At 37.4% G+C, this 20,741-nt stretch carries 22 protein-coding genes, 1 other RNA gene and 1 pseudogene; 22 read left to right on the top strand and 2 right to left on the bottom strand.

Annotated features, from left to right (window positions below; genetic code table 11):
* Positions 1–173: 173 nt before the first annotated feature.
* From CD122_RS05510 to CD122_RS05475, 8 genes are all read left to right on the top strand, one after another.
* Positions 174–476: a DUF1798 family protein gene (locus tag CD122_RS05510; RefSeq protein ID WP_103357998.1), complete on the top strand. Its 303-nt coding sequence runs from the start codon at positions 174–176 to the stop codon at positions 474–476.
* 12 nt (positions 477–488) lie between these two features.
* Entirely contained in the window at positions 489–1,046 is a 558-nt protein-coding gene (locus tag CD122_RS05505) for an SLOG family protein (RefSeq protein WP_103357997.1), read from the top strand.
* A 19-nt stretch (positions 1,047–1,065) separates the two neighbouring features.
* Positions 1,066–1,401 carry a cell division regulator GpsB gene (gene gpsB, locus CD122_RS05500; protein WP_103357996.1) on the top strand — a complete coding sequence of 112 codons (336 nt, stop codon included), beginning with the start codon at positions 1,066–1,068 and terminating at the stop codon, positions 1,399–1,401.
* 41 nt (positions 1,402–1,442) lie between these two features.
* Positions 1,443–1,824, top strand: an RNA gene (rnpB, locus tag CD122_RS05495) — RNase P RNA component class B.
* 302 nt (positions 1,825–2,126) lie between these two features.
* Positions 2,127–3,248 (top strand): THUMP domain-containing class I SAM-dependent RNA methyltransferase, encoded by a 1,122-nt coding sequence (locus CD122_RS05490; RefSeq protein WP_103357995.1) that lies wholly within the window; start codon positions 2,127–2,129, stop codon positions 3,246–3,248.
* A 35-nt stretch (positions 3,249–3,283) separates the two neighbouring features.
* On the top strand, positions 3,284–4,201 hold the full coding sequence (gene rarD, locus CD122_RS05485; RefSeq protein WP_103357994.1) for an EamA family transporter RarD: 918 nt from the start codon (positions 3,284–3,286) through the stop codon (positions 4,199–4,201).
* Between the two features lie 191 nt (positions 4,202–4,392).
* Positions 4,393–7,839 carry a dynamin family protein gene (locus CD122_RS05480; RefSeq protein WP_103357993.1) on the top strand — a complete coding sequence of 1,149 codons (3,447 nt, stop codon included), beginning with the start codon at positions 4,393–4,395 and terminating at the stop codon, positions 7,837–7,839.
* Between the two features lie 12 nt (positions 7,840–7,851).
* A complete protein-coding gene (locus CD122_RS05475) occupies positions 7,852–8,733 on the top strand; it encodes a 5'-3' exonuclease (protein ID WP_103357992.1) in 882 nt (293 codons plus the stop codon).
* A 521-nt stretch (positions 8,734–9,254) separates the two neighbouring features.
* On the opposite strand, the gene CD122_RS05470 is transcribed toward CD122_RS05475, so the two are convergent.
* Positions 9,255–9,647: a ribonuclease HI family protein gene (locus CD122_RS05470; RefSeq protein ID WP_103357991.1), complete on the bottom strand. Its 393-nt coding sequence runs from the start codon at positions 9,645–9,647 to the stop codon at positions 9,255–9,257.
* A gap of 101 nt (positions 9,648–9,748) precedes the next feature.
* Positions 9,749–10,450, bottom strand: coding sequence for a queuosine precursor transporter (locus CD122_RS05465; protein ID WP_103357990.1), 702 nt, complete (start codon positions 10,448–10,450; stop codon positions 9,749–9,751).
* Positions 10,451–10,629: 179 nt separating this feature from the next.
* Here CD122_RS05465 and CD122_RS05460 point away from each other — a divergent pair, with 179 nt between their 5' ends.
* From CD122_RS05460 to CD122_RS05400, 14 genes and pseudogenes are all read left to right on the top strand, one after another.
* The gene (locus tag CD122_RS05460; RefSeq protein WP_103357989.1) at positions 10,630–10,815 is read left to right on the top strand and encodes a zinc-finger domain-containing protein; all 186 of its coding nucleotides are present in this window, start codon (positions 10,630–10,632) and stop codon (positions 10,813–10,815) included.
* Between the two features lie 29 nt (positions 10,816–10,844).
* The gene (locus CD122_RS05455; protein WP_103357988.1) at positions 10,845–11,963 is read left to right on the top strand and encodes a conserved virulence factor C family protein; all 1,119 of its coding nucleotides are present in this window, start codon (positions 10,845–10,847) and stop codon (positions 11,961–11,963) included.
* A 57-nt stretch (positions 11,964–12,020) separates the two neighbouring features.
* On the top strand, positions 12,021–12,455 hold the full coding sequence (brxA, locus tag CD122_RS05450) for a bacilliredoxin BrxA (protein ID WP_103357987.1): 435 nt from the start codon (positions 12,021–12,023) through the stop codon (positions 12,453–12,455).
* Between the two features lie 110 nt (positions 12,456–12,565).
* Positions 12,566–13,519, top strand: a complete 954-nt coding sequence (locus CD122_RS05445; RefSeq protein ID WP_103357986.1) for a thymidylate synthase — start codon at positions 12,566–12,568, stop codon at positions 13,517–13,519.
* Positions 13,520–13,537: 18 nt separating this feature from the next.
* Positions 13,538–14,014: a dihydrofolate reductase gene (locus CD122_RS05440; protein ID WP_103357985.1), complete on the top strand. Its 477-nt coding sequence runs from the start codon at positions 13,538–13,540 to the stop codon at positions 14,012–14,014.
* Positions 14,015–14,031: 17 nt separating this feature from the next.
* Complete coding sequence (locus CD122_RS05435) at positions 14,032–14,880, top strand: DegV family protein (protein WP_103357984.1); 849 nt, start codon at positions 14,032–14,034, stop codon at positions 14,878–14,880.
* 16 nt (positions 14,881–14,896) lie between these two features.
* Positions 14,897–15,352 (top strand): annotated as a pseudogene (gene msrA / locus CD122_RS12300) (peptide-methionine (S)-S-oxide reductase MsrA); the annotation flags it as partial.
* Between the two features lie 72 nt (positions 15,353–15,424).
* On the top strand, positions 15,425–15,853 hold the full coding sequence (msrB, locus tag CD122_RS12295; protein ID WP_240624125.1) for a peptide-methionine (R)-S-oxide reductase MsrB: 429 nt from the start codon (positions 15,425–15,427) through the stop codon (positions 15,851–15,853).
* Positions 15,854–15,868: 15 nt separating this feature from the next.
* Positions 15,869–16,372: a PTS sugar transporter subunit IIA gene (locus tag CD122_RS05425; RefSeq protein ID WP_103357982.1), complete on the top strand. Its 504-nt coding sequence runs from the start codon at positions 15,869–15,871 to the stop codon at positions 16,370–16,372.
* Complete coding sequence (locus CD122_RS05420; protein WP_103357981.1) at positions 16,372–16,593, top strand: YozE family protein; 222 nt, start codon at positions 16,372–16,374, stop codon at positions 16,591–16,593. The genes CD122_RS05425 and CD122_RS05420 overlap by 1 nt, the downstream gene beginning before the upstream one ends.
* A 299-nt stretch (positions 16,594–16,892) precedes the next feature.
* Positions 16,893–18,323, top strand: coding sequence for a S41 family peptidase (locus CD122_RS05415; protein ID WP_103357980.1), 1,431 nt, complete (start codon positions 16,893–16,895; stop codon positions 18,321–18,323).
* 6 nt (positions 18,324–18,329) lie between these two features.
* Positions 18,330–18,833 carry a GNAT family N-acetyltransferase gene (locus CD122_RS05410; protein WP_103357979.1) on the top strand — a complete coding sequence of 168 codons (504 nt, stop codon included), beginning with the start codon at positions 18,330–18,332 and terminating at the stop codon, positions 18,831–18,833.
* A 15-nt stretch (positions 18,834–18,848) separates the two neighbouring features.
* Positions 18,849–19,919, top strand: coding sequence for an undecaprenyldiphospho-muramoylpentapeptide beta-N-acetylglucosaminyltransferase (locus tag CD122_RS05405; protein WP_103357978.1), 1,071 nt, complete (start codon positions 18,849–18,851; stop codon positions 19,917–19,919).
* Positions 19,920–19,930: 11 nt separating this feature from the next.
* The gene (locus CD122_RS05400) at positions 19,931–20,548 is read left to right on the top strand and encodes a phosphatase PAP2 family protein (RefSeq protein WP_103357977.1); all 618 of its coding nucleotides are present in this window, start codon (positions 19,931–19,933) and stop codon (positions 20,546–20,548) included.
* The last annotated feature ends 193 nt before the right edge of the window (positions 20,549–20,741 follow it).

The following is a 20,741-nucleotide window of genomic DNA, read 5'->3' as shown; positions in this document are numbered from 1 at the left end:
ATGCCCTATACACATATTAGGGTAGGTGGTTTATAAACGCTTGCCTATTGTTAGCATTCATAAACTGACATTATTGTAACATAGATGTGCGTTCTCTGTTACCCCAAAGCGTGGTGTTATCAAGTTTTGGTACAATTTATGGTACGATATAATATGAAGGTAAGGTGATTCTGATGACTGAACGTCCATTCCAACAATTACTAGCCGATATTTCAGAAGTAGAATCTAGATATATCGCCGCTCGAGAAGGACAGCAATATGATTTCAACAATGATATTGTACCGTTTGTCGGCCAAATTGATGCGCATCTTACACAGACAGAACAAGCAACGCAGCAGTTCATCGCACAACGTGAACGAATAGAAACACTGTTAAAAACTTTGTCCGTGTCTTGTCATGATGCACGAACAAGTAAGAAGCAATTTTATGATCAACTGAAAACGATCAAACATGACATTATGACAATTATGCAATAGGTGGCCATATCGATGTATCAATCAATGTATATCACAGGTTATAAATCTTATGAATTGAATATTTTTAGTGAAGACGCTAAAGAAGTTTCTTATTTGAAAGCATTTATTAAGCAAAAGTTAATTGGCTATATTGAAGAAGGGCTCGAATGGGTGTTGATTCAAGGTCAGCTTGGCATCGAGTTGTGGGCAGCCGCTTGTGTCATTGAACTTAAAGAAACGTATCCTGAATTAAAGCTCGGTATCATTACACCATTTCAAAACCATACATCTAAATGGCGCGAAACACAGCAAGCACAATATCAAGCGATTATTTCACAAGCGGATTACGTTAATAGCGTCTTTCATTCTGATTATGTCGGACCCCATCAATTTCAAGCAGCCGATCAATTTATGCTTGATCACACAGATATTACGGTCCTTATTTATGACGAAGAACAAGAAGCGAGTCCAAAGTATTTTAAAAGAAAGTTAGTTGATTTTATGGAACAAACACACTATACTTGTGATGTTGTGACATTTGACGAAATTACAAGTTTTATTAATGATTTACAGTGGTCAAATGAAATATGAATCAAATGAGGTGGCGCACATGTCAGATGTTTCGTTAAAATTATCTGCAAAAGATATTTATGAAAAAGATTTTGAAAAAACAGTCGTACGCGGCTATCGTCCAGAAGAAGTTGATGCTTTTTTAGATGATATTATCGTTGATTATCAAAAAATGTCAGACTTGAATAATGAAGTGATTAAGCTTTCAGAAGAGAATCATAAACTCAAAAAAGAAATTGAAGATTTACGTATTCGTGTGGCTTCAGGTCGCCCACAAGAAAGTAAAAGCTTTTCAAGTCAAGGTACCAACCAAAGTAGTAACGTTGACATTTTAAAACGCATTTCAAATTTAGAAAAAGCAGTCTTTGGCAAATAATCATTGCTTTTAATCATTGAGATGATATAATTTTGAAGTAATATTTTGGGTAATCGCTATAAATTAATTTTTATAGAGGAAAGTCCATGCTCACACAATCTGAGATGATTGTAGTGTTCGTGCTTGATGAAACAATAAGTCAAGGCAATGTAAATTGACGGCAACGAATTAACCTAAGTCTTCGGATACGGTTATAATAGTTTGAAAGTGCCACAGTGACGTAGCTCTGTTAGAAATATCAGAGGTGGAACGCGGTAAACCCCTCGAGTGAGCAATCCAAATTTGGTAGGAGCACTTGTTTAACGGAATTCAACGTATAAACGAGAATGTATGTTGATCATACTTAGACAGATGATTACCACCGGCGTACCAGTGCGACTAGTGCACGTTTGAGTACTAAGGAACAGAACATGGCTTATAGAAATATTACTACTAGTGAATAAGGCTGGGGCATCATATGTGTCCCAGCCTTAAATGTATGAATTCATATATTAACAAGAGGTTGGGACAAAAGTGGTTAGTGTTTGAGCAGAACCCAACGATGAGCAAAATTGCTTTTTTATTTTGCCGAAATCGTGGCAGTTCTGTCGAAAACCCTGCTTTTGGTGCTGGGACATCAATACAAACATTCAAATTAAGCATGAGATTTTATGTATATGGCAGTAGCATAAAATTACTGTGTCCAATCCATTATAAATAGAAATGACATATGTAGGAGGTTCATTATGTATCAATTATTAGCAGTTTGTCCAATGGGATTAGAGGCCATTGTTGCAAAAGAAGTTCAAGAGTTAGGCTATGAAACACGCGTTGAGAATGGTCGTATTTATTTCAACGGTGACGCTCAAGCCATTGTGAAAGCAAACTTATGGTTGCGCACTGCGGACCGTGTCAAACTCATCGTTGGGCAATTTAAAGCAACTACTTTTGATGAGTTATTTGAAAAAACGAAAGCATTACCATGGCATGACATCATTCCAGCAGATGGTGAGTTCCCGGTACAAGGGCGTAGTTTAAAATCTGTGTTACACAGCGTGCCTGATGTACAAGCAATTACGAAAAAAGCCATTGTTGAAAAGTTAAAGTCTGAACACCAAGTATCTGGCTGGTTAGATGAATCGGGTGCGAAATATCCTGTTGAAGTAAATATTTTAAAAGATAACGTCTTACTGACAATCGATACATCAGGTTCTGGATTAAACAAACGTGGCTATCGTCTTGCGCAAGGGGAAGCGCCAATCAAAGAAACATTAGCAGCAAGTCTAGTGAAACTCGCGAACTGGACAGGTGAAACGCCTTTAATCGATCCATTCTGTGGTTCGGGTACAATCGCCATTGAAGCATGCTTAATCGCCCAAAACATCGCACCTGGATTCAACCGTTCATTCGTATCAGAAAAATGGTCCATCATTCCAGAAGACTTATTCGATAAAATGCGTGCTGAAGCTGATGCACAGGCGGATTATGACAAAGACATTCAAATATTCGCCTCTGATATCGATCCAGAAATGATCGAAATTGCACGTCGTAATGCGGATGAAGTCGGTGTCGGGGATATCATTCAATTTGAAGTGAAAGATGTGAACACACTGACAATTGATCACGAGGGGCCAATCGGTTTAATCGGAAACCCGCCATATGGTGAGCGTATCGGGGAACGTGATGAAGTAGAAGAGATGTATCGCTACTTAGGCAAGCTATTACAACAAAATCCACAATTATCCATGTATATTATGACAAGCAGTAAAGAATTTGAATATCTCGTCAATCGTAAAGCAACGAAGCGTCGTAAGTTATTCAACGGTTATATTGAAACAACTTATTATCAATATTGGGCGAATAAATAATTTTTATGTCATCCAACAGATAAAGGGGTGCTTAAATGAATCATTCATCATCATTTCAAAAGGGGATTTTTTACGCCTTATCCGCTTATGTTATGTGGGGGATTTTGCCGTTATATTGGGCATTAATCAAAGGAATTGATGCGACAGAAATACTGATGTATCGCATTGTATTGTCATTAGTATTTATGATGATACTCATCCCTGTAATGAAACAGGGACCGCAACTTAAGTCGGATTTGCAACAATTTATTAAGACGCCTAAGAAACTATTCATTATTATTGTTGCTGGCTATGTCGTAACACTTAACTGGGGTACTTTTATTTATGCAATCAATGCAAATTATGTGCTACAAACAAGCTTAGGCTATTATATTAATCCTTTAGTCAGTATCGTACTTGCAATGATATTTTTTAAAGAACGCTTTAATAAACTTGAATGGTGCGCCATTATTTTTGCGACAATGGGTGTACTCTACATGACATTTAAAGTAGGAGAGTTTCCATTTATTTCACTTATTTTAGCTTTTTCATTCGGTATTTATGGGTTATTGAAAAAGCTCGTTCCTATGAGTGCTGTCAGTAGTATTACCATCGAGACCATTGCAACGGCACCAATGGCACTGATCTATTTAATTGTTGTTGGGCAATCACACGGACTCAGCATTGGTATGAATAGCGCAACGTTTTGGCTTTTATTCTCAGGTGTTGTAACGGCCGTTCCATTACTCGCATTTTCAGCTGCAGCCGTTCGCATACCATTATCACTCATCGGCTTTATTCAATACGTAGGACCGACTTTAATTTTCCTAAACGGCATTTTCGTGTTTAAAGAGCCGTTCAACACAGATCAGTTTATTACATTCTGTTTTATTTGGTTCGGAATTATAATTTATATCATCTCACAAATCATCAAAATGCGTCGCAAGCCAAAACCAATCGCATTTCATGAATAATGATTTTAAAACATATGCTGGTGATCCAAACAAGGTCACCAGTTTTTTATTTTGGTAGACATATTTAGCGCTCTAATATTTTCACTTTGTCTTAAATGCTATACAATAACATATAAGTACGAATCATGTTATAAAAAAGAGCAATTAGGATACCGCTTTTTAAAACATAACAAACAAGGGGAATTTACATAATGAATAATATCGAACAGTTAGATATACTTTACAAATTGAAAAAAGAAGTTGAAAAGTCTGACCATACATCATTTATTGAAACGATCAACCAAGTCATCAAAAAAGTTTATTTAGAACATTACACAATGACTTTTGTCGGACACTTTTCTGCCGGTAAATCAACAATCATTAACAATTTGATTGGTCAAGACATTTTACCGAGTTCACCAGTTCCAACGACGAGTAATACAGCATTAGTTACAGTTGCTGACACGGCTGGAATTACCGCTAATATTGAGGGACAACAGTATACAGAACTCGCATCCTATGATGACGTCAAACAGATGAACCGTGAAAACTATAACGTTGAGTCTATCGATATCCGCTTCCAGTCTGATGACTATCGAAACGGCTTTACGTTCCAAGACACACCAGGTGTCGATTCTAACGTGAAATCACACAGTCACAGTACAGAGCGCTTTTTATATACGAGTAATATGGTGTTTTATACAGTCGATTACAACCACGTCCAATCAGCGTTAAACTTTCAATTTATGAAGCAATTGAATCAAGCGGGCATTCCTGTCACATTTCTTATTAACCAAATTGATAAACATAATGATGCTGAACTGTCGTTTGATGCGTTTAAAGCACGTGTGACAAAGTCTTTAACGGATTGGGACATTACATTAGAAAAAGTATTTTATATCACGAAATTTGAACATCCGGAAAACCAATTTACAGCGTTAAAAGCATATATGCATGAACAGGATGCCAATCGCGAACCACTTGCTGACTATGTAGCGCGTATGGTGTCGTTTATTCAAGAACATCAATCTCAATATTTAACTGAACAAATGGATCGTTGTTTAGAAGCATTAAACATTGAAGCAGATGCGTTTGATGCAGCGTATGACAAGCATTTACAGGAACAATCTGTGCATAATGAAGCGCAATTAATTAGCACTCCCGATGCACTCAGTCGTCACTTAGAAGACAAGCGTAAAGCAGTCATTGATAATGCGTACATTATGTCACACGATATGCGTGAACACATTCGCTATTATTTAGAAAGTATGACCAAAGATTTTTCAGCAGGCGGTTTATTCAATAAGCGTAAAAAAATCGAACAAGCACGCGAAGAACGTCTTGCTACACTTATGTCTGCACTACAAACACAAGTGACACAAGAAATTATTAAGCCGATGCAAGCAGATATGGTATTCTTAACGCGTTTTATTGACGATACTTCATTAAATGAACGCATTTTAGATCAAAATATTGAAATACCAGCGACACTTGTAACAGACCTATACCAAACACAAGTTCAAATTAGTAATCAATATGTCTTAACATTTTCTGAACAATTGATGAAACAAATTGGTCAATATATTCTCAAACAATCAAAACCACTTGATGATGAGATTATTGCTAACGTTCGAGTCGAGATAGAAGGCGTAACTGTCGACGATGAGACGGATGTCTATGAACGTTATCATACATTACGTGCGTTAAAAACATCTTTAGACACGGAAAATTATCAACATTATTACATTCATCTCGATGATTCACTCGACAAATTAATTGACCGTACAAAGATGACGTATACACCTTCAGATTCAACAGTTGAAAACACAGGGAACATCACTGAACAAACATTAACTGAATCTGAAAATCAGCAGTCGCAACGTGAACATATTGAACAAGCACTTGCTACGTTATCTGATCTGTCGCTATATGATGCACAAGTAAATAATATGCGAAACACATTACAACGTTTAGACAATCAAGTTATTAAAATCGGGGTGTTTGGTACATTCAGCGCGGGTAAAAGCAGCCTAATCAACGCATTACTTGGCGACCAATATTTAGTAAGTTCACCAAATCCAACGACTGCTGCGACAACTGAAATTTCATACGGCAATCGCAATTCCGTGACATTCAAAACACAAGAGATGTTGCTCGATGAACTGAATGATGTTGTTGAAACAGTTGACTATCATTTTGACTCAATTGCCGACTTTTTGGCACAAGACTTACAAGATTTAAAAGGGCGTATTGATAAAAACAGACTTGCCTTTATTGAAGCCATTGAAAAAAATTACGCACTATATGAATCACTTACTGCAGACGGTTATGATTTGGATATTCCGCAAGATGAACTTCGAAAGTGGAGTGCTGAAGATGAATATGCGACATTTGTCAAAACGGTTCATTTACAACTTGAACACGAGTGGTTGAAAGATAAAATTATTGTCGATTCACTCGGACTTTATTCAAACAACCAACGTCATACGAATGAAACTGAAAAAATATTGGCCACTGCTGATTTAATTTTATATGTGAGTTATTTCAACCATGCCTTTACAGATAATGACAAAGCATTTATCGAACATATGAAAGACATGAATCAATTGATTGAAAACCAAGCATTCAAGATGGTTATTAATGCGACGGACCTAGCGGAGACAGAGGAAGATCTTGTGGCGGTACATGACTACACGAAAGACGCACTTGCACAAGTTGGCATGCATTGTGAAATCTTTGATGTGTCAAGCCGTGAAGCATTGCGCGTTGGTGACTCTGGGGTGGACCAACTCCATACAGCTATTCAAACATTTGCTGATATAGAGTCAAAACAAGTACTTGAAAAGCAAATTATGCATCAGTTAGAAGCGATTACACAATCACTTGAGTCAATGGTCACAGATGTTGAAAATAACGCGCAACAAATCGAACAAAATCATGCCTATTTACAACGCTATAAAAAGACACGTGTCTTTCCTGAACAACTCATGAACGCTGTACAGCAACAATATCGTAGTGAACGTGATGACCAATTGTATTACTTAAACGAACGACTTAGTATTCAGTTACAAGATGACGTAAAATCTGTATTTAATACGCAAATGACACATGACGATGACTTTAAAGTCGCTAAGCGTCATGCTGCTAAAACATATCTTGATCAAATTCATCAAAAATTGTATTTAGAACAAACATTACTTGTCAATCGTATGAAAAAGCATTTTGAAACACAATTGGCACATCAACTGGCACCCGTAGTGACCGAAATGGCACAACATCATGTGATTGTACAGCCTGATACACATATCACAGTTGACAATATTGACACAGCTTATATGCATTTGGACTTAGCGTCATTCGTGAACGCATTGCCTAAACAATTAACGAAAAAGGCAATTTTACAGCCAAAGCAGCAACAACAAGTACAAACTGCAATTAAAGAGATGACTGTCGAACAATTACAACCGTGTCTGGAACAATTGAAAACAGCACTTGATACGTACGCTGAAGAGTTAACAACACAAGCACAACAAAAGCTGAATACACTCGAACAAGATGCCCAACAAGAAATTGAAAAATTATTGGCATTCGAGATGGACCAAACGCAGCTGAAAGCATTACAAGAAGCATTACCAAAACTCAAACAAATCTTGAATTAAAGGATAAACATTATGACTAAACGCATCTTATTAATAGACGGCATGGCACTGTTATTCCGACATTTCTATGCTACAAGTGTTCACAAAAACTTTATGATGACATCGCAAGGGATTCCTACAAACGGGACGCAAGGATTTGTACGTCATGTATTACGTGCAGTCGCTGACATTCAGCCAACGCATTTGGCAATTTGCTGGGATATGGGGAAATCAACATTTCGCAATGATATGTTTGAAGGTTATAAACAAAACCGTCCCGAGCCACCCGAAGCGTTAGTCCCTCAATTTGGACACGTTCAACAAATTTCACAAGAACTCGGTTTCTTTAATATTGGACTGCCTAATTATGAAGCTGATGATGTAATCGGTACACTCGCAACGCAAAGTGCACATGATACAGACGCGCATGTATACGTTGTTACAGGAGATCGTGATTTACTCCAATGTACTGCAGATAACATTCATATTTGGCTCGTTAAAAAGGGCTTTAGCGAGTATTTAAAATTTGATGCCGCTGCTTTCCGTGAACATTATGGTCTAGCACCTAAGCAACTCATTGATGTCAAAGCATTTATGGGCGATAGTGCTGACGGATATCCAGGCGTTAAAGGCATCGGCGAAAAAACAGCCATCAAGCTCATTCAACAATACGGTTCTGTTGAAAATGTTATTTCAAATATCACATCACTCACAGCCGGTCAGCAGAAGAAAATTAATGCCGATATGGACAACTTAATATGTTCAAAACGACTTGCCGAAATCGTCTGTGACGCACCAATCGATACAAGCAACATATGGCAACAAATGGCATTTACACCTGACTATGCACATATTTTAAATGTATGTGATCAACACGAACTACGCGTCGCAAAAAAATATATTCTATCGTTATAAATCGTATTCTATAGCCTTAAAAGGCGGGATGGCACAATTAAGCCATTCCGCCTTTTTTAATACATAAGAAAACAATTTAAATTTAATTAAAAGCGTTGTGTAAATACACACCAAACACCGTTTTGTAGATTCTAAGATAGGGTGTATAACTTTTAAACTAACGCTTAGATCGTTTCGATTGCGAGACGCCTATGGCAACAAGCCTAACGGAAAATCCATAATTAAGATAAGCTTTAAAAGTACAAATACAAAGCTGGCAGTAGCTAAGTGATGTCTGACTACACCCTTTGACTTCTCACACATCTACTCAGCCTTGCTGGGGCACTACAACGAAATCTTTGTTAAAACATTAGATTTCTGTAGTGCTCCCAAAATTAGTTGAAGTGAAACGCCTTGGCAAGCGAGCAATCAAGAAACGATAGTACAGTAATTGTAAAAGACATAATTAAGAACCGAGCAATAAGCAAAAGAGACGACATGCGTTCCATATCCAATGAACGTGTGCCGTCTCTTTTTACATACTATTTCGTTGCCTGATAAAGCGTTTGTTGCGCCAACTGATTTGCTTCTTTATTTTGTCCGCGCGGTACCCATTTTACAAAACATAATTCAAACATCTCTGCCTGTTGATTGAACTGTTCTAAATACGGCTTAAAATGTTTGTTTTTGACAAAATTGCGGTTGACCGCATCTTCTATTAATTGTGAATCTGTGTAAATCAATGCATTAGGTACTTGTAACTGTATTGCTTGTTGTAAGGCGTAAATCAGCGCTTCCCATTCTGCGCTATGATTATCCATTTCTCCTAAAACTTGTGTATACGTATGACGCGTTGTTTCATCTACAATAACAACACCACACGCACTTAATCCAGGGTTTCCTTTCGTCGCTGCATCAAAGTAAATTTTTGCCATTATATGCTACTCCTTACATATAAAAAAAGGCAGCTAAACAAGTCTGAATCACATTTCTCTGTCATTCATAACTTTCTATAGCTACCTTTTAGTATTATTTCTTAAATATCGTCATCATTGACTTTGCCACGTTTATACATTGATTTCGCCCAATATCCGAACAGCACATTGAAAATTGTTGAAACTAATTTTAATAAATATGTCGTAATGAATATTTCTAAAATGACATTATTTGGTAGTGGCCCACCATAAAATGCGATTAATACGAATAGGGCAGTATCAATAATCGAACTCAATGTCGTACTTCCATATGCCCGAATAAAGAACGTACGATCTGAAGTGAATACTTTCTTAATGGCATTGAAGATAAAGACATCAATATGTTGACCGATAATATACGCTACAATTGATGCAATCGCAATACGGGGAATGACATCAAAAATCGTCTTCAACGCGTCTTGTGCGATATCCGCTTCACTCGGTGTAAAAGCTAATGACACTTGCATCACAATGATCATGACAAGTGTTGATGTAAAACCAAGCCATACAGCTTTTTTTGCAACTTTTCTACCATAAATATCATTCAAAATATCTGTCGCTAAATAAATTGATGCGAACATCACATTTCCTAACGTTGCAGAAATTGTAAAAATATCTACTGTTTTTAATACTTGAATGTTCGCAATAATCGTACCCATAGCAACCCATGCATACAAACCTTGCTTTCCGAAAAAGCGAAACATCAATACCATCATGACGAAGGTAACTAAAAAGGCGATAACGCCTACAAATTCATTATACATAAAAATCCTCCTAAATTTTGATAATGCGGGTGTTTAGAAACCGCTGTTTAACAACTTATCTATCATAGAACAACAAAATTAAAAATTCAACATTAAATCGAGTCAAACATTTCAACACGACGTCAAATCATGTTACCATTATGTATGTTTATGTAATCTATCAAAGAGAGGTGACAGATATGTTAACTGAAGAAAAAAGAGTGGCGATTGCAACGATTGATTCATTGATGGCAGACTATTGTTCTCAATGTTTAATTAAGTCTCATTTAAGAAAAGAAGAAAGCAAAACAGCTGCACATCATTTTTGTATCCATTCATGCTCGATTGGTCAACGTATCCAAGCCTTAGGGAAGCAGTTGCAATAACGTATTGCACAACGGGGGTAAAATGCATTATGGAAATTATTAAAATTGAACCAACGCCAAGCCCGAATACGATGAAAATCGTTATTTCGGAAAAGCGTGAAGATAATCAATCAACCACTTACACAGAAATCAACGAATCACAACCGACGTTTATTAATCATTTGTTGGCAGTTGAAGGCGTAAAATCTATTTTTTATGTTTTAGACTTTTTAGCTGTTGATAAAATGCCGAAAGCGGACTGGGAAGATGTGTTGCCACGAATTACCGCAACACTTAATGGCGAAGAAGTTGATACATCACAAAATGCTGAAGCCCACACACATTTTGGGGAAATTAAAGCTGAAATACTTAAATTTAAAGAGATTCCTTACCAAATTAAATTAACAACACCTACTGAAGAAGTACGTCGTCAGCTACATGATCGCTTTGTGGAAGCTATGACAGCTGCACAATTACCAGGTGATAATGTCGTATTTTTAAGAAAATGGCATACTTTAGGTATTCGATACGGATCGCTTGATGAAGTCATGGATGAAGTGGAAGAACAAGTAAATGCACTTTATCCAGAAAGTGAGCTACAACAACTCGTTGAACGCGCACAACAAACAACATCAGCACATATACCACAAAAACAATACCAACACGTTACTTTAGACACATACCAACAAGCAGATGATTGGAAGGCACGCTTACGAATGCTTACAGCTTTTCCAAAACCAACTGAAGATGACTATCCATTGTTGGCATATGCTTTACGAGAAGAAAAAGTACAATTGCGACGTGAAGCCATCGTACTATTGAGTATGATTGAAAGTAAGGACACTTTGCCATACTTGTATGAAGGCCTGAAAGACAAAAGTCCGGCAGTGAGGCGTGCAGCTGGCGATGCGCTGAGCGACCTAGGTTATGCAGAAGCGTTGCCTGAGATGTCACGCGCGCTAGATGACCCGCATAAAATTGTCCGTTGGCGTGCGGCGATGTTCTTATTCGATGAAGGCGGTCCTGAACAGTTGGCTGCTTTGAAGGCACATCAAGACGATTCAGCATATGAAGTACGCATGCAAATTGAAATGGCCATCACACGTATCGAACAAGGTGAAGCAGCGTTAGGTTCAGTTTGGAAACAAATTGCAAATCGTACGCGCTAAATGATGTTATAATGACTCAAGAATACACAAACATGAATACAAAGGAGCGAATCACTCATGAATGCTTATGATGCATATATGAAAGAATTAGCAGCACAAATGCGCGGTGAATTAACACAAAATGGTTTTATAAGCTTAGAAACATCAGAAGCTGTAACTGAATATATGGACGGACGTCATGACGACGAAACGACATTTGTTGTTATTAACTCAACTTGCGGATGTGCGGCAGGCTTAGCACGTCCAGCCGCCGTTGCTGTTGCTGAACAAAACGACAAAAAGCCAGACCATAAAGTGACTGTTTTTGCTGGCCAAGATAAAGAAGCGACTGAAACAATGCGCAACTATATTCAACAAGTACCTTCAAGTCCATCATTTGCACTTTTTAAAGGACAACAACTTGTACACTTCACACCACGTGAGCATATTGAAGGCAGAGATATTAATGATTTAGCAATGGATATCAAAGAGGCGTTTGATACACACTGTTAAGAATCGTACAATGCTGGGGCAAATGGTACTTTGCACCCAGCATTTGTTTATTATTTTTCAAATGCTTAAAAATCGTCTATTATAGAGGGTAAAGGAAAGAGGTGAGCGTCATGAATCCATTTGATACGGCATATCATGATTTATGTGCTGAAATATTAAAAATTGGCAATCAACGTGATGACCGTACAGCAACTGGTACCATTTCAAAATTTGGTCATCAATTGCGCTTTGATTTATCTAAAGGGTTTCCACTACTAACGACTAAAAAAGTATCGTTTAAACTTATAGCAACTGAACTCATTTGGTTTATTCGTGGCGATACCAACTTAAGATACTTACTACAATATAACAACAATATTTGGAATGAATGGGCATTTGAAAAATACGTAAACAGCCCAGACTACTCAGGGCCTGACATGACAAATTTCGGGCATCGTGCACTCAATGAGCCAGAATTTAAAACAGTGTATGACGAAGAAATGGCAAAGTTCAAAAACGCCATTCTTCACGATGATGCATTTATGGAAAAACATGGAGATTTAGGCAATGTTTACGGGAAACAATGGCGTGACTGGGTTGGTGCTGATGGTAAACACTATGACCAGCTCAAGACAGTTATTGAACAAATCAAACAATATCCAAACTCAAGACGTCATATTATTAGCGCATGGAATCCTGCAGAAATTGATACGATGGCGCTCCCACCGTGTCATACGCTATTTCAATTTTATGTCGAAAATAATAAATTAAGTTGTCAGTTATACCAACGCAGTGCGGACATCTTCTTAGGCGTTCCATTTAACATTGCAAGTTATAGCTTGTTGACACATCTAATTGCGAGAGAATGTGGCTTGGAAGTAGGCGAATTCGTGCATACATTCGGTGATGCGCACATCTATAGCAATCATATCGATGCTGTTCAAACACAGCTCGCACGTACAAGTTTTGAACCACCTACATTACGTATAAACTCAGATAAGTCAATATTTGACATTGAATACGAAGACTTAGAAATTATCAACTACGAGTCGCATCCAACTATCAAAGCACCCATCGCGGTATAATTTCGAGGAGTGATTTTTTTGACATTATCCATACTCGTTGCACATGATCAAAATCGAGGCATCGGCTTTAATAATCAATTGCCGTGGCATTTACCGAACGACCTTAAACACGTTAAGCAGTTAACGACAGGTCACACACTTGTGATGGGACGTGCAACTTATGAATCGATTGGCAAACCATTACCAAATCGCCGTAATGTTGTCCTAACGCGTAATCCTGAATTTCAAGCTGAAGGCGTAGATGTTATTCACAGCCTTGATGATATTTCAAAATTAGAAGGACACGTTTTCATTTTCGGAGGGCAGACACTGTTTGAATCTTTTATTGATAAAGTTGATGATATGTACATCACAGTCATTCAAGATACGTTTCAAGCGGACACGTTCTTCCCACCATATACATTTGAAGATTGGCACGTCGACTCAGCGATTGAAGGCACAGTAGACGATAAAAATAAATATGCACACACATTTTTACATCTCACTAGAAAATAAACTGGAGGCTATACACTATGCAGCGTATTATTGTTACAGATTCAACATCGGATTTAGATCCGTCATTTTTTGAAAAACATGGCATTCATGTCATTCCATTGAGCGTTACAATTGATGGTAAATCATATGTAGACCAAATTGACATGTCGTCAGAAGAATATATCAAATATTTAGCTGAAGGTAACCATGATTTAAAAACAAGTCAACCAGCACTTGGACAATTTGTTGAAAAATATGAAGAATTAATGAAAGATGATGTTGAAATCATTAGTATTCACTTAACATCAGGACTTAGCGGTACTGTTCATACTGCGCGTCAAGCCAGCGAAATGGTCGACGGCAAAATTACTGTCATCGATTCAAAATCTATTTCATGGGGACTTGCATATCAAATTCAATATTTAGTGAAGTGGATTGAAGAAGGTATCCCAACTGAAGAAATCGTGAAAAAACTTGAGAAAGTACAGAAAAATATCAAGTTATTTGTGATTATCGGTCAACTCGATCAACTGATTAAAGGTGGCCGTATTAGTAAAGCAAAGGGTATTATGGGTAACCTCATGAAGATTAAACCAATCGGTGAAGTCGTTGACGGTAAGCTCGAAATGATTCATAACGTCCGTACACAAGGCGCATGTATCAAACAAATCATCAGCGATCTTAAACCATTCGTTGGTAATGATAAAGTGGAAGCTGTCGGCATTTCACATGCTGACGCTGAAGGCTTCATGCACAAGTTTAAAGAAAAACTTGATGAAACATTCAATATCGGTAGTTTCCAATTAGGTCACACATCACCTGTAATTTCTACACATACAGGTACAGGTGCAATTGGACTTATTCTCTTAAAAGAAGGAACGTACTAATACCGAATAAGGAGGTATGACTATGGCTTTCGCAACACTTGCAGGTGGTTGTTTCTGGTGTCTTGTTAAGCCTTTTACATCATTTGATGGCATTGAAGGCATTGTGTCAGGATACAGTGGTGGAACAGTAGAAAACCCAACGTATGAACAAGTATGTACGAATACAACAGGTCATGTTGAAGCTGTTCAGATCACGTACGATCCAGCAGTAATTTCCTATGAAGAGATTTTAGATATTTATTTCAAAACTTTCGACCCAACTGATAAAAATGGTCAATTTTTTGATAGAGGCGACAGTTATCGTCCTGTAATTTTTTATCACGACACAGAACAACAACAAACTGCATTAGATAAAATTAAAAAACTAGATGATCAAGGTATTTTTGATAAACCGATCGTAACACCTGTAGAGCCTTATAAGAACTTCTATCCTGCAGAAACATATCATCAGGATTATTATCTTAAAAACCCAGCACATTATGCACAATATCAAAAAGGCTCTGGCAGAAAAGCATTTATCGAAGCACACTGGGGGGGACACACAATGATTAAAAAAGATAAATCAGAATTAACTGATCTTGAATATCTTGTCACACAACAAGACGGCACAGAACCACCATTCGAAAATGAATATTGGAATCACTATGACAAAGGCATCTATGTCGATAAATTATCAGGCAAGCCGTTGTTTACTTCAGAAGATAAGTTCCAGTCAGATTGCGGCTGGCCAAGCTTTTCAAAAGCTATCGATGATCAAGAAATCATTGAACTCGTCGATAAGTCTTTTGGCATGATTCGTACAGAAGTCCGCTCAGAAGGTAGTAACAGTCACCTCGGTCATGTATTTAACGATGGCCCTAAAGAACTCGGTGGTCTGCGCTACTGTATCAATTCTGCAGCAATTCAATTTATCCCATATGAAAAACTCGAACAACTTGGCTACGGCGAATTCGTGAGATTGTTTGATAAATAAAGAGGAGTGAACCATATGTTTAAGAAATTATTTGGTAAAGGCAATGAAGCAAGTAAAGATATTAAAATTTACGCACCTATGACAGGTGAATATGTAAAAGTTGAAGATATTCCAGATCCAGTTTTTGCTCAAAAAATGATGGGCGACGGTTTCGGTGTTAAACCAACAGAAGGCAAAGTTGTATCACCAATCGATGGCGTTGTTGATAACGTATTCCCAACAAAACATGCAATCGGTCTTAAAGCTGATAACGGCTTAGAAGTGCTTGTTCACATCGGTTTAGATACTGTTCAATTAAACGGTGAAGGTTTTGAAACACTTGTTGAAAGTGGCGACCGCGTTTCAGTCGGCGATGACCTCGTTACATTCGACTTGGATTATATTAACCAAAATGCAAAATCTATTATTTCACCAGTCATTATGACAAACTTTGCTGAACAAGTTGATACACACGAAATTCATGAAGAACCAGCGTTAACAAAAGGACAAACACTTGTTGTTGATGTGACAGTTAAATAATGAAAGATGCATCTTTTTACCAATTTGCTTTGACCGTTAGAGGTAGACGTGATGACAAAGGCGAATTTGCAGAAATGATTTTTCAAGACTTAGATTTCCCTAAGTATGAATCCGACTTCGATCAACTGTCAGATTATATTGAAACAGAAGGGAATTATACGTTGCCATTATCCGTATTCGATGAACTTTTTGAAGAATATCAAGAATGGCTTCAATTCTAGAGACTATCGAAGGGCACAACCCATAGTTCTGGACACATCACAAATAGATTAATTTAAAGGTTGGGACGACATATCTCAACCTTTTTTGGGCAAAATTAAGAATGACTAGATGTGTGACAAGCCAAGGGCGAAGTCAGACATCAGTCAGCTACTGCCACTAATTATAAACGAACCAGTAAATGCAATAGGGTAAGCATAAAGATAATCTCTATTAAAGATCAGAAATCTCATACGTTAGCAAAGACTTCGTTATCCCATCACCAGAAATTTAAACTTTGATATAAATAGGGAGCTGTAAGATGAAAAAGAATCATTCAAAAAAATCCGGCACACCTAAATATATTCCGCTTAAACATTTTGTTGTTAGTATTATTTTAACAATCATCTTAACGGCTTTATTTATTATTTTGGGTATGTGGTTCTGGAAACATAGTACGACAGACCCAACGATTGATAAAAATGCTGAAAAATTGGGCGATGTATATAAAGTGATTGCCACAGATTATTATAAAAATACAGACAAAGACGCTTTACTTAATGACGCGATTAAAGGTATGACAAAGAGCTTAAACGACCCTTACACGGAGTATATGACGAAAGAAGAAACGGAAACATTCAATGAAGATGTTTCAGGTGACTTTGTTGGTATCGGTGCAGAAATGGAACAAAAGGATGAACACATTTATATTGCGAGTCCAATTAAAGATGCTCCGGCTGAAAAAGCAGGTATTCAACCAAAAGATGAATTAATTGCGGTTGATGGTCATAAAGTGAAAGGCAAACAACTCAACGAAATAGTTAAAGAAGTGCGCGGTAAAAAAGGTTCAAAAGTTAAGTTAACCATTAAACGTGGTGGCGAACTTAAAGACTTCACCGTCACACGCGATACCATTCACGTCGACAGTGTAAAACATGAAAAACATGGAAATACGCATGTCTTTAAAGTGAATAAATTCCAAGAAGGTACAGCCAATGAATTAAAAACAGCCATTGAAAAAGCACAGCGACAAGGGGCTAAAAATCTGTTAATCGACTTACGCAATAATCCAGGTGGGTTACTCGATGAAGCTGTCAAAATGGCAAACCTCTTTGTCGACCAAAATGAAACGGTCGTCCAACTAGAAAAAGGTAAAGATAGACAAGCCATTCGAACAGATCAAGCACCACTTAAAGGCATTAAAGACCTAAATGTCGCAATCCTAATAAATGAAGGTTCTGCAAGTGCATCTGAAGTATTTACAGGAGCACTTAAAGACCATCACATTGCCAAAGTATATGGGCAAAAATCATTTGGTAAAGGGATCGTTCAAACGACACGCGAATTTAGTGACGGTTCATTACTTAAATTTACAGAAATGAAATGGCTCACACCAGATGGGCATTATATTCATGGTAAAGGCATTCAACCGGACGTCAAAGTAGAAGGTGCTGCGTATGAAAATATGACGGTCATTCCTTCTGATAAAACGTTTAAAGTTGGCGACCAATCTAAATATATTAAGTCTGTTAAAATTGGTTTAGATGCACTAGGCTACAATGTCGGTCAAATTAACGAAAATTTTGATACGACACTTGAAAGTGCGATACAATCATTTCAAGCAGATAACAAATTAGAAAATGACGGTACATTTAACCGCGAAACAAATCAAAAAATGACCGAACAACTTGTTAAAAAAGCATCTGAAGAAGATGTGATGTTAAATCGTACGTTAGAACAGTTGAAGGAGTGATGAGATATGAGACTTGCAACGATGTCCGACCTTTCACAAATATTTGCATTAGTAGAAGAAGCCAAGGGTTTAATGCAACGTGACAACAATCCACAATGGGACGCACATTATCCTGTGTTACAAGATTTTAAAAATGATATTGCGCAACAAACACTTTATGTGCTCGATGAAGATGACGTCATTAAAGGCTTTATTGTGATCAATCATGAAGCCCCTGACTGGTACGACCAACTCGAGTGGCCGATTCGTCGCGATAACGTCCTAGTCATTCATAGACTCGTTGCATCGTTTCAATATCCTGGAACAGCACAAAAATTGATGCAATTTGCTGAAACACATGCAGTGCAACAACAATGTACAACACTGCTAACCGACACTTTCTCTGAAAATCAACGTGCACAAAATTTATTTAACAAGCATAATTTTATTAAAACTGGGGAAATGATAAGTAACACTTTCCCTTTTGATAAAGGAAAACCATTTTACGCATATTATAAAAAAATCAATTAGAATGAGAGGAACATTATGGTTAAAATTGCATTTACAGGTGGCGGTACCATCGGCCATGTATCCGTAAACTTAAGTTTAATACCAGCAGCAATTGAGAAAGGATACGACACAATGTACATCGGTTCAAAGGAAGGCATTGAACGTGAGATGATTACATCACAATTACCTAATACACCTTATTATCCAATTTCAAGTGGTAAGCTACGTCGTTATCTCTCAAAGGAAAATTTAAAAGACGTTTTTAAAGTGCTGAAAGGCGTGTTCGATGCGCGCAAAGTGTTAAAACGTGAAAAACCTGATTTTGTATTTTCAAAAGGCGGGTTCGTTTCCGTTCCTGTTGTGTTAGCTGCAAAATCACTCAACATTCCAGTTATTGTCCACGAATCAGACCTAACACCAGGACTCGCAAATAAAATTGCGATCAAATTTGCCAAAAAACTTTACACGACTTTTGAAGAAACGTTAAAACACGTACCAAAAGACAAGGGTGTATTTGTTGGTGCAACGATTCGTGAAGATTTGAAAAACGGTAACAAAGAACAGGGCTATGCATTAACAGGGTTTGATCCTACTAAAAAGACACTACTCGTTATGGGTGGTAGTCTCGGCAGTGCCAAAATCAATGAGAGCTTGCGACAAGAACTTGATACGTTACTGCAAGAATATCAAGTTATTCATTTAACAGGTAAAGGCTTGAAAGATGAAACGATTCAAAAGCCTGGTTATGTTCAATATGAGTTTGTGACAGATGAACTCACTGACTTATTAGCGATTACAGATACTGTTATTTCACGTGCGGGTTCTAATGCGATTTATGAATTTTTAACATTACGCTTACCGATGTTACTAATTCCACTTGGTTTAGATCAATCTCGCGGTGACCAAATTGACAATGCAAACTATTTTGCCAAACAAGGTTACGCACTCACACTTGATGAATCAACTTTATCAGAAGGTATGATTGCGACTGCACTTAATAACTTAGAACAATCACGTGATACGTATATCGCAGCAATGCAAAACTTTACAGAAAGCTATACGAAAGAAGCATTGCTTAATAAAATTATTGAGGATGTACGCGCATAAAGGAGTTAACCATGACACATTGGAAAAGAATACTGTTTTTAATTGTTTGTACAGTCATTTTTACAACAATTGGATTTTTTCATCAATCTTCACTCGGTAAATGGATTGATCATAACGTGTATACGTTAGTTTTTGCTACCGAGGGACCTGTCACAACAACAGTATTTAAAATTGTGACGTTTATTGGCGAAGTTGGCGGAATGGTTGTTTTAACATTACTCACTGTCTTGTTATTAATCCGCTATCACTATCGTGTGGAAGCACTTTTTCTAACACTTACGATGATTTTATCCGGACTCACAAATCCGATTTTAAAAAATATTTTTGATAGAGAGCGCCCAAACATCATGCGCTTAATTGATATTTCAGGGTTAAGCTTTCCGAGTGGTCATGCGATGGGGTCGACAGCCTTTTTCGGTAGTCTCTGTTTTATTGCACTACGCATCCTTAAAGGACAAGCAAAAATATGGGTGAGCAGCTTATGTATCGTGATGATTGCGCTCATCTGTGCGTCTCGTATCTATCTAGGCGTTCACTATCCAACAGATATTATGGCAGGGATTTTAGGTGGCTTATTCTTTATCGTACTGACACAACTCATCCTGCACAAACCACTCAAACTTTCATAATGAAACACAAAAGCCGTCGCATCTTAGAGTATGCAACGGCTTTTATAATACGTTTAATATCAACGAAATTTTTATACGGGCATATAAAAGGGGATATTACTTGAAAATGACTCAATCTAAAGAACGAATTGTAGTGGGGGGATCGTTGGGATTGATAATCATTTTCAATTACATTATACCTGATTGAGAATAA

Source organism: Staphylococcus rostri (assembly GCF_002902145.1).
GTDB classification, from domain to species: domain Bacteria; phylum Bacillota; class Bacilli; order Staphylococcales; family Staphylococcaceae; genus Staphylococcus; species Staphylococcus rostri.
The sequence above is the reverse complement of the archived record's forward strand: the minus strand, read 5'-3'. Positions and strand labels throughout refer to the sequence as shown.

Excerpts from the sequence above, each read along its gene's own strand:
- CD122_RS05435 (WP_103357984.1), top strand. The coding sequence starts at position 14,032 with ATGCAGCGTATTATTGTTACAGATTCAACATCGGATTTAGATCCGTCA.
- CD122_RS05490 (WP_103357995.1), top strand. The coding sequence starts at position 2,127 with ATGTATCAATTATTAGCAGTTTGTCCAATGGGATTAGAGGCCATTGTT.
- CD122_RS05510 (WP_103357998.1), top strand. The coding sequence starts at position 174 with ATGACTGAACGTCCATTCCAACAATTACTAGCCGATATTTCAGAAGTA.
- CD122_RS05505 (WP_103357997.1), top strand. The coding sequence starts at position 489 with ATGTATCAATCAATGTATATCACAGGTTATAAATCTTATGAATTGAAT.
- CD122_RS05480 (WP_103357993.1), top strand. The coding sequence starts at position 4,393 with ATGAATAATATCGAACAGTTAGATATACTTTACAAATTGAAAAAAGAA.
- CD122_RS05455 (WP_103357988.1), top strand. The coding sequence starts at position 10,845 with ATGGAAATTATTAAAATTGAACCAACGCCAAGCCCGAATACGATGAAA.
- brxA (WP_103357987.1), top strand. The coding sequence starts at position 12,021 with ATGAATGCTTATGATGCATATATGAAAGAATTAGCAGCACAAATGCGC.
- CD122_RS05415 (WP_103357980.1), top strand. The coding sequence starts at position 16,893 with ATGAAAAAGAATCATTCAAAAAAATCCGGCACACCTAAATATATTCCG.
- CD122_RS05465 (WP_103357990.1), bottom strand. The coding sequence starts at position 10,450 with ATGTATAATGAATTTGTAGGCGTTATCGCCTTTTTAGTTACCTTCGTC.
- CD122_RS05470 (WP_103357991.1), bottom strand. The coding sequence starts at position 9,647 with ATGGCAAAAATTTACTTTGATGCAGCGACGAAAGGAAACCCTGGATTA.
- CD122_RS05445 (WP_103357986.1), top strand. The coding sequence starts at position 12,566 with ATGAATCCATTTGATACGGCATATCATGATTTATGTGCTGAAATATTA.
- CD122_RS05425 (WP_103357982.1), top strand. The coding sequence starts at position 15,869 with ATGTTTAAGAAATTATTTGGTAAAGGCAATGAAGCAAGTAAAGATATT.
- gpsB (WP_103357996.1), top strand. The coding sequence starts at position 1,066 with ATGTCAGATGTTTCGTTAAAATTATCTGCAAAAGATATTTATGAAAAA.
- CD122_RS05460 (WP_103357989.1), top strand. The coding sequence starts at position 10,630 with ATGTTAACTGAAGAAAAAAGAGTGGCGATTGCAACGATTGATTCATTG.
- msrB (WP_240624125.1), top strand. The coding sequence starts at position 15,425 with ATGATTAAAAAAGATAAATCAGAATTAACTGATCTTGAATATCTTGTC.
- CD122_RS05410 (WP_103357979.1), top strand. The coding sequence starts at position 18,330 with ATGAGACTTGCAACGATGTCCGACCTTTCACAAATATTTGCATTAGTA.
- CD122_RS05400 (WP_103357977.1), top strand. The coding sequence starts at position 19,931 with ATGACACATTGGAAAAGAATACTGTTTTTAATTGTTTGTACAGTCATT.
- CD122_RS05475 (WP_103357992.1), top strand. The coding sequence starts at position 7,852 with ATGACTAAACGCATCTTATTAATAGACGGCATGGCACTGTTATTCCGA.
- rarD (WP_103357994.1), top strand. The coding sequence starts at position 3,284 with ATGAATCATTCATCATCATTTCAAAAGGGGATTTTTTACGCCTTATCC.
- CD122_RS05420 (WP_103357981.1), top strand. The coding sequence starts at position 16,372 with ATGAAAGATGCATCTTTTTACCAATTTGCTTTGACCGTTAGAGGTAGA.
- CD122_RS05405 (WP_103357978.1), top strand. The coding sequence starts at position 18,849 with ATGGTTAAAATTGCATTTACAGGTGGCGGTACCATCGGCCATGTATCC.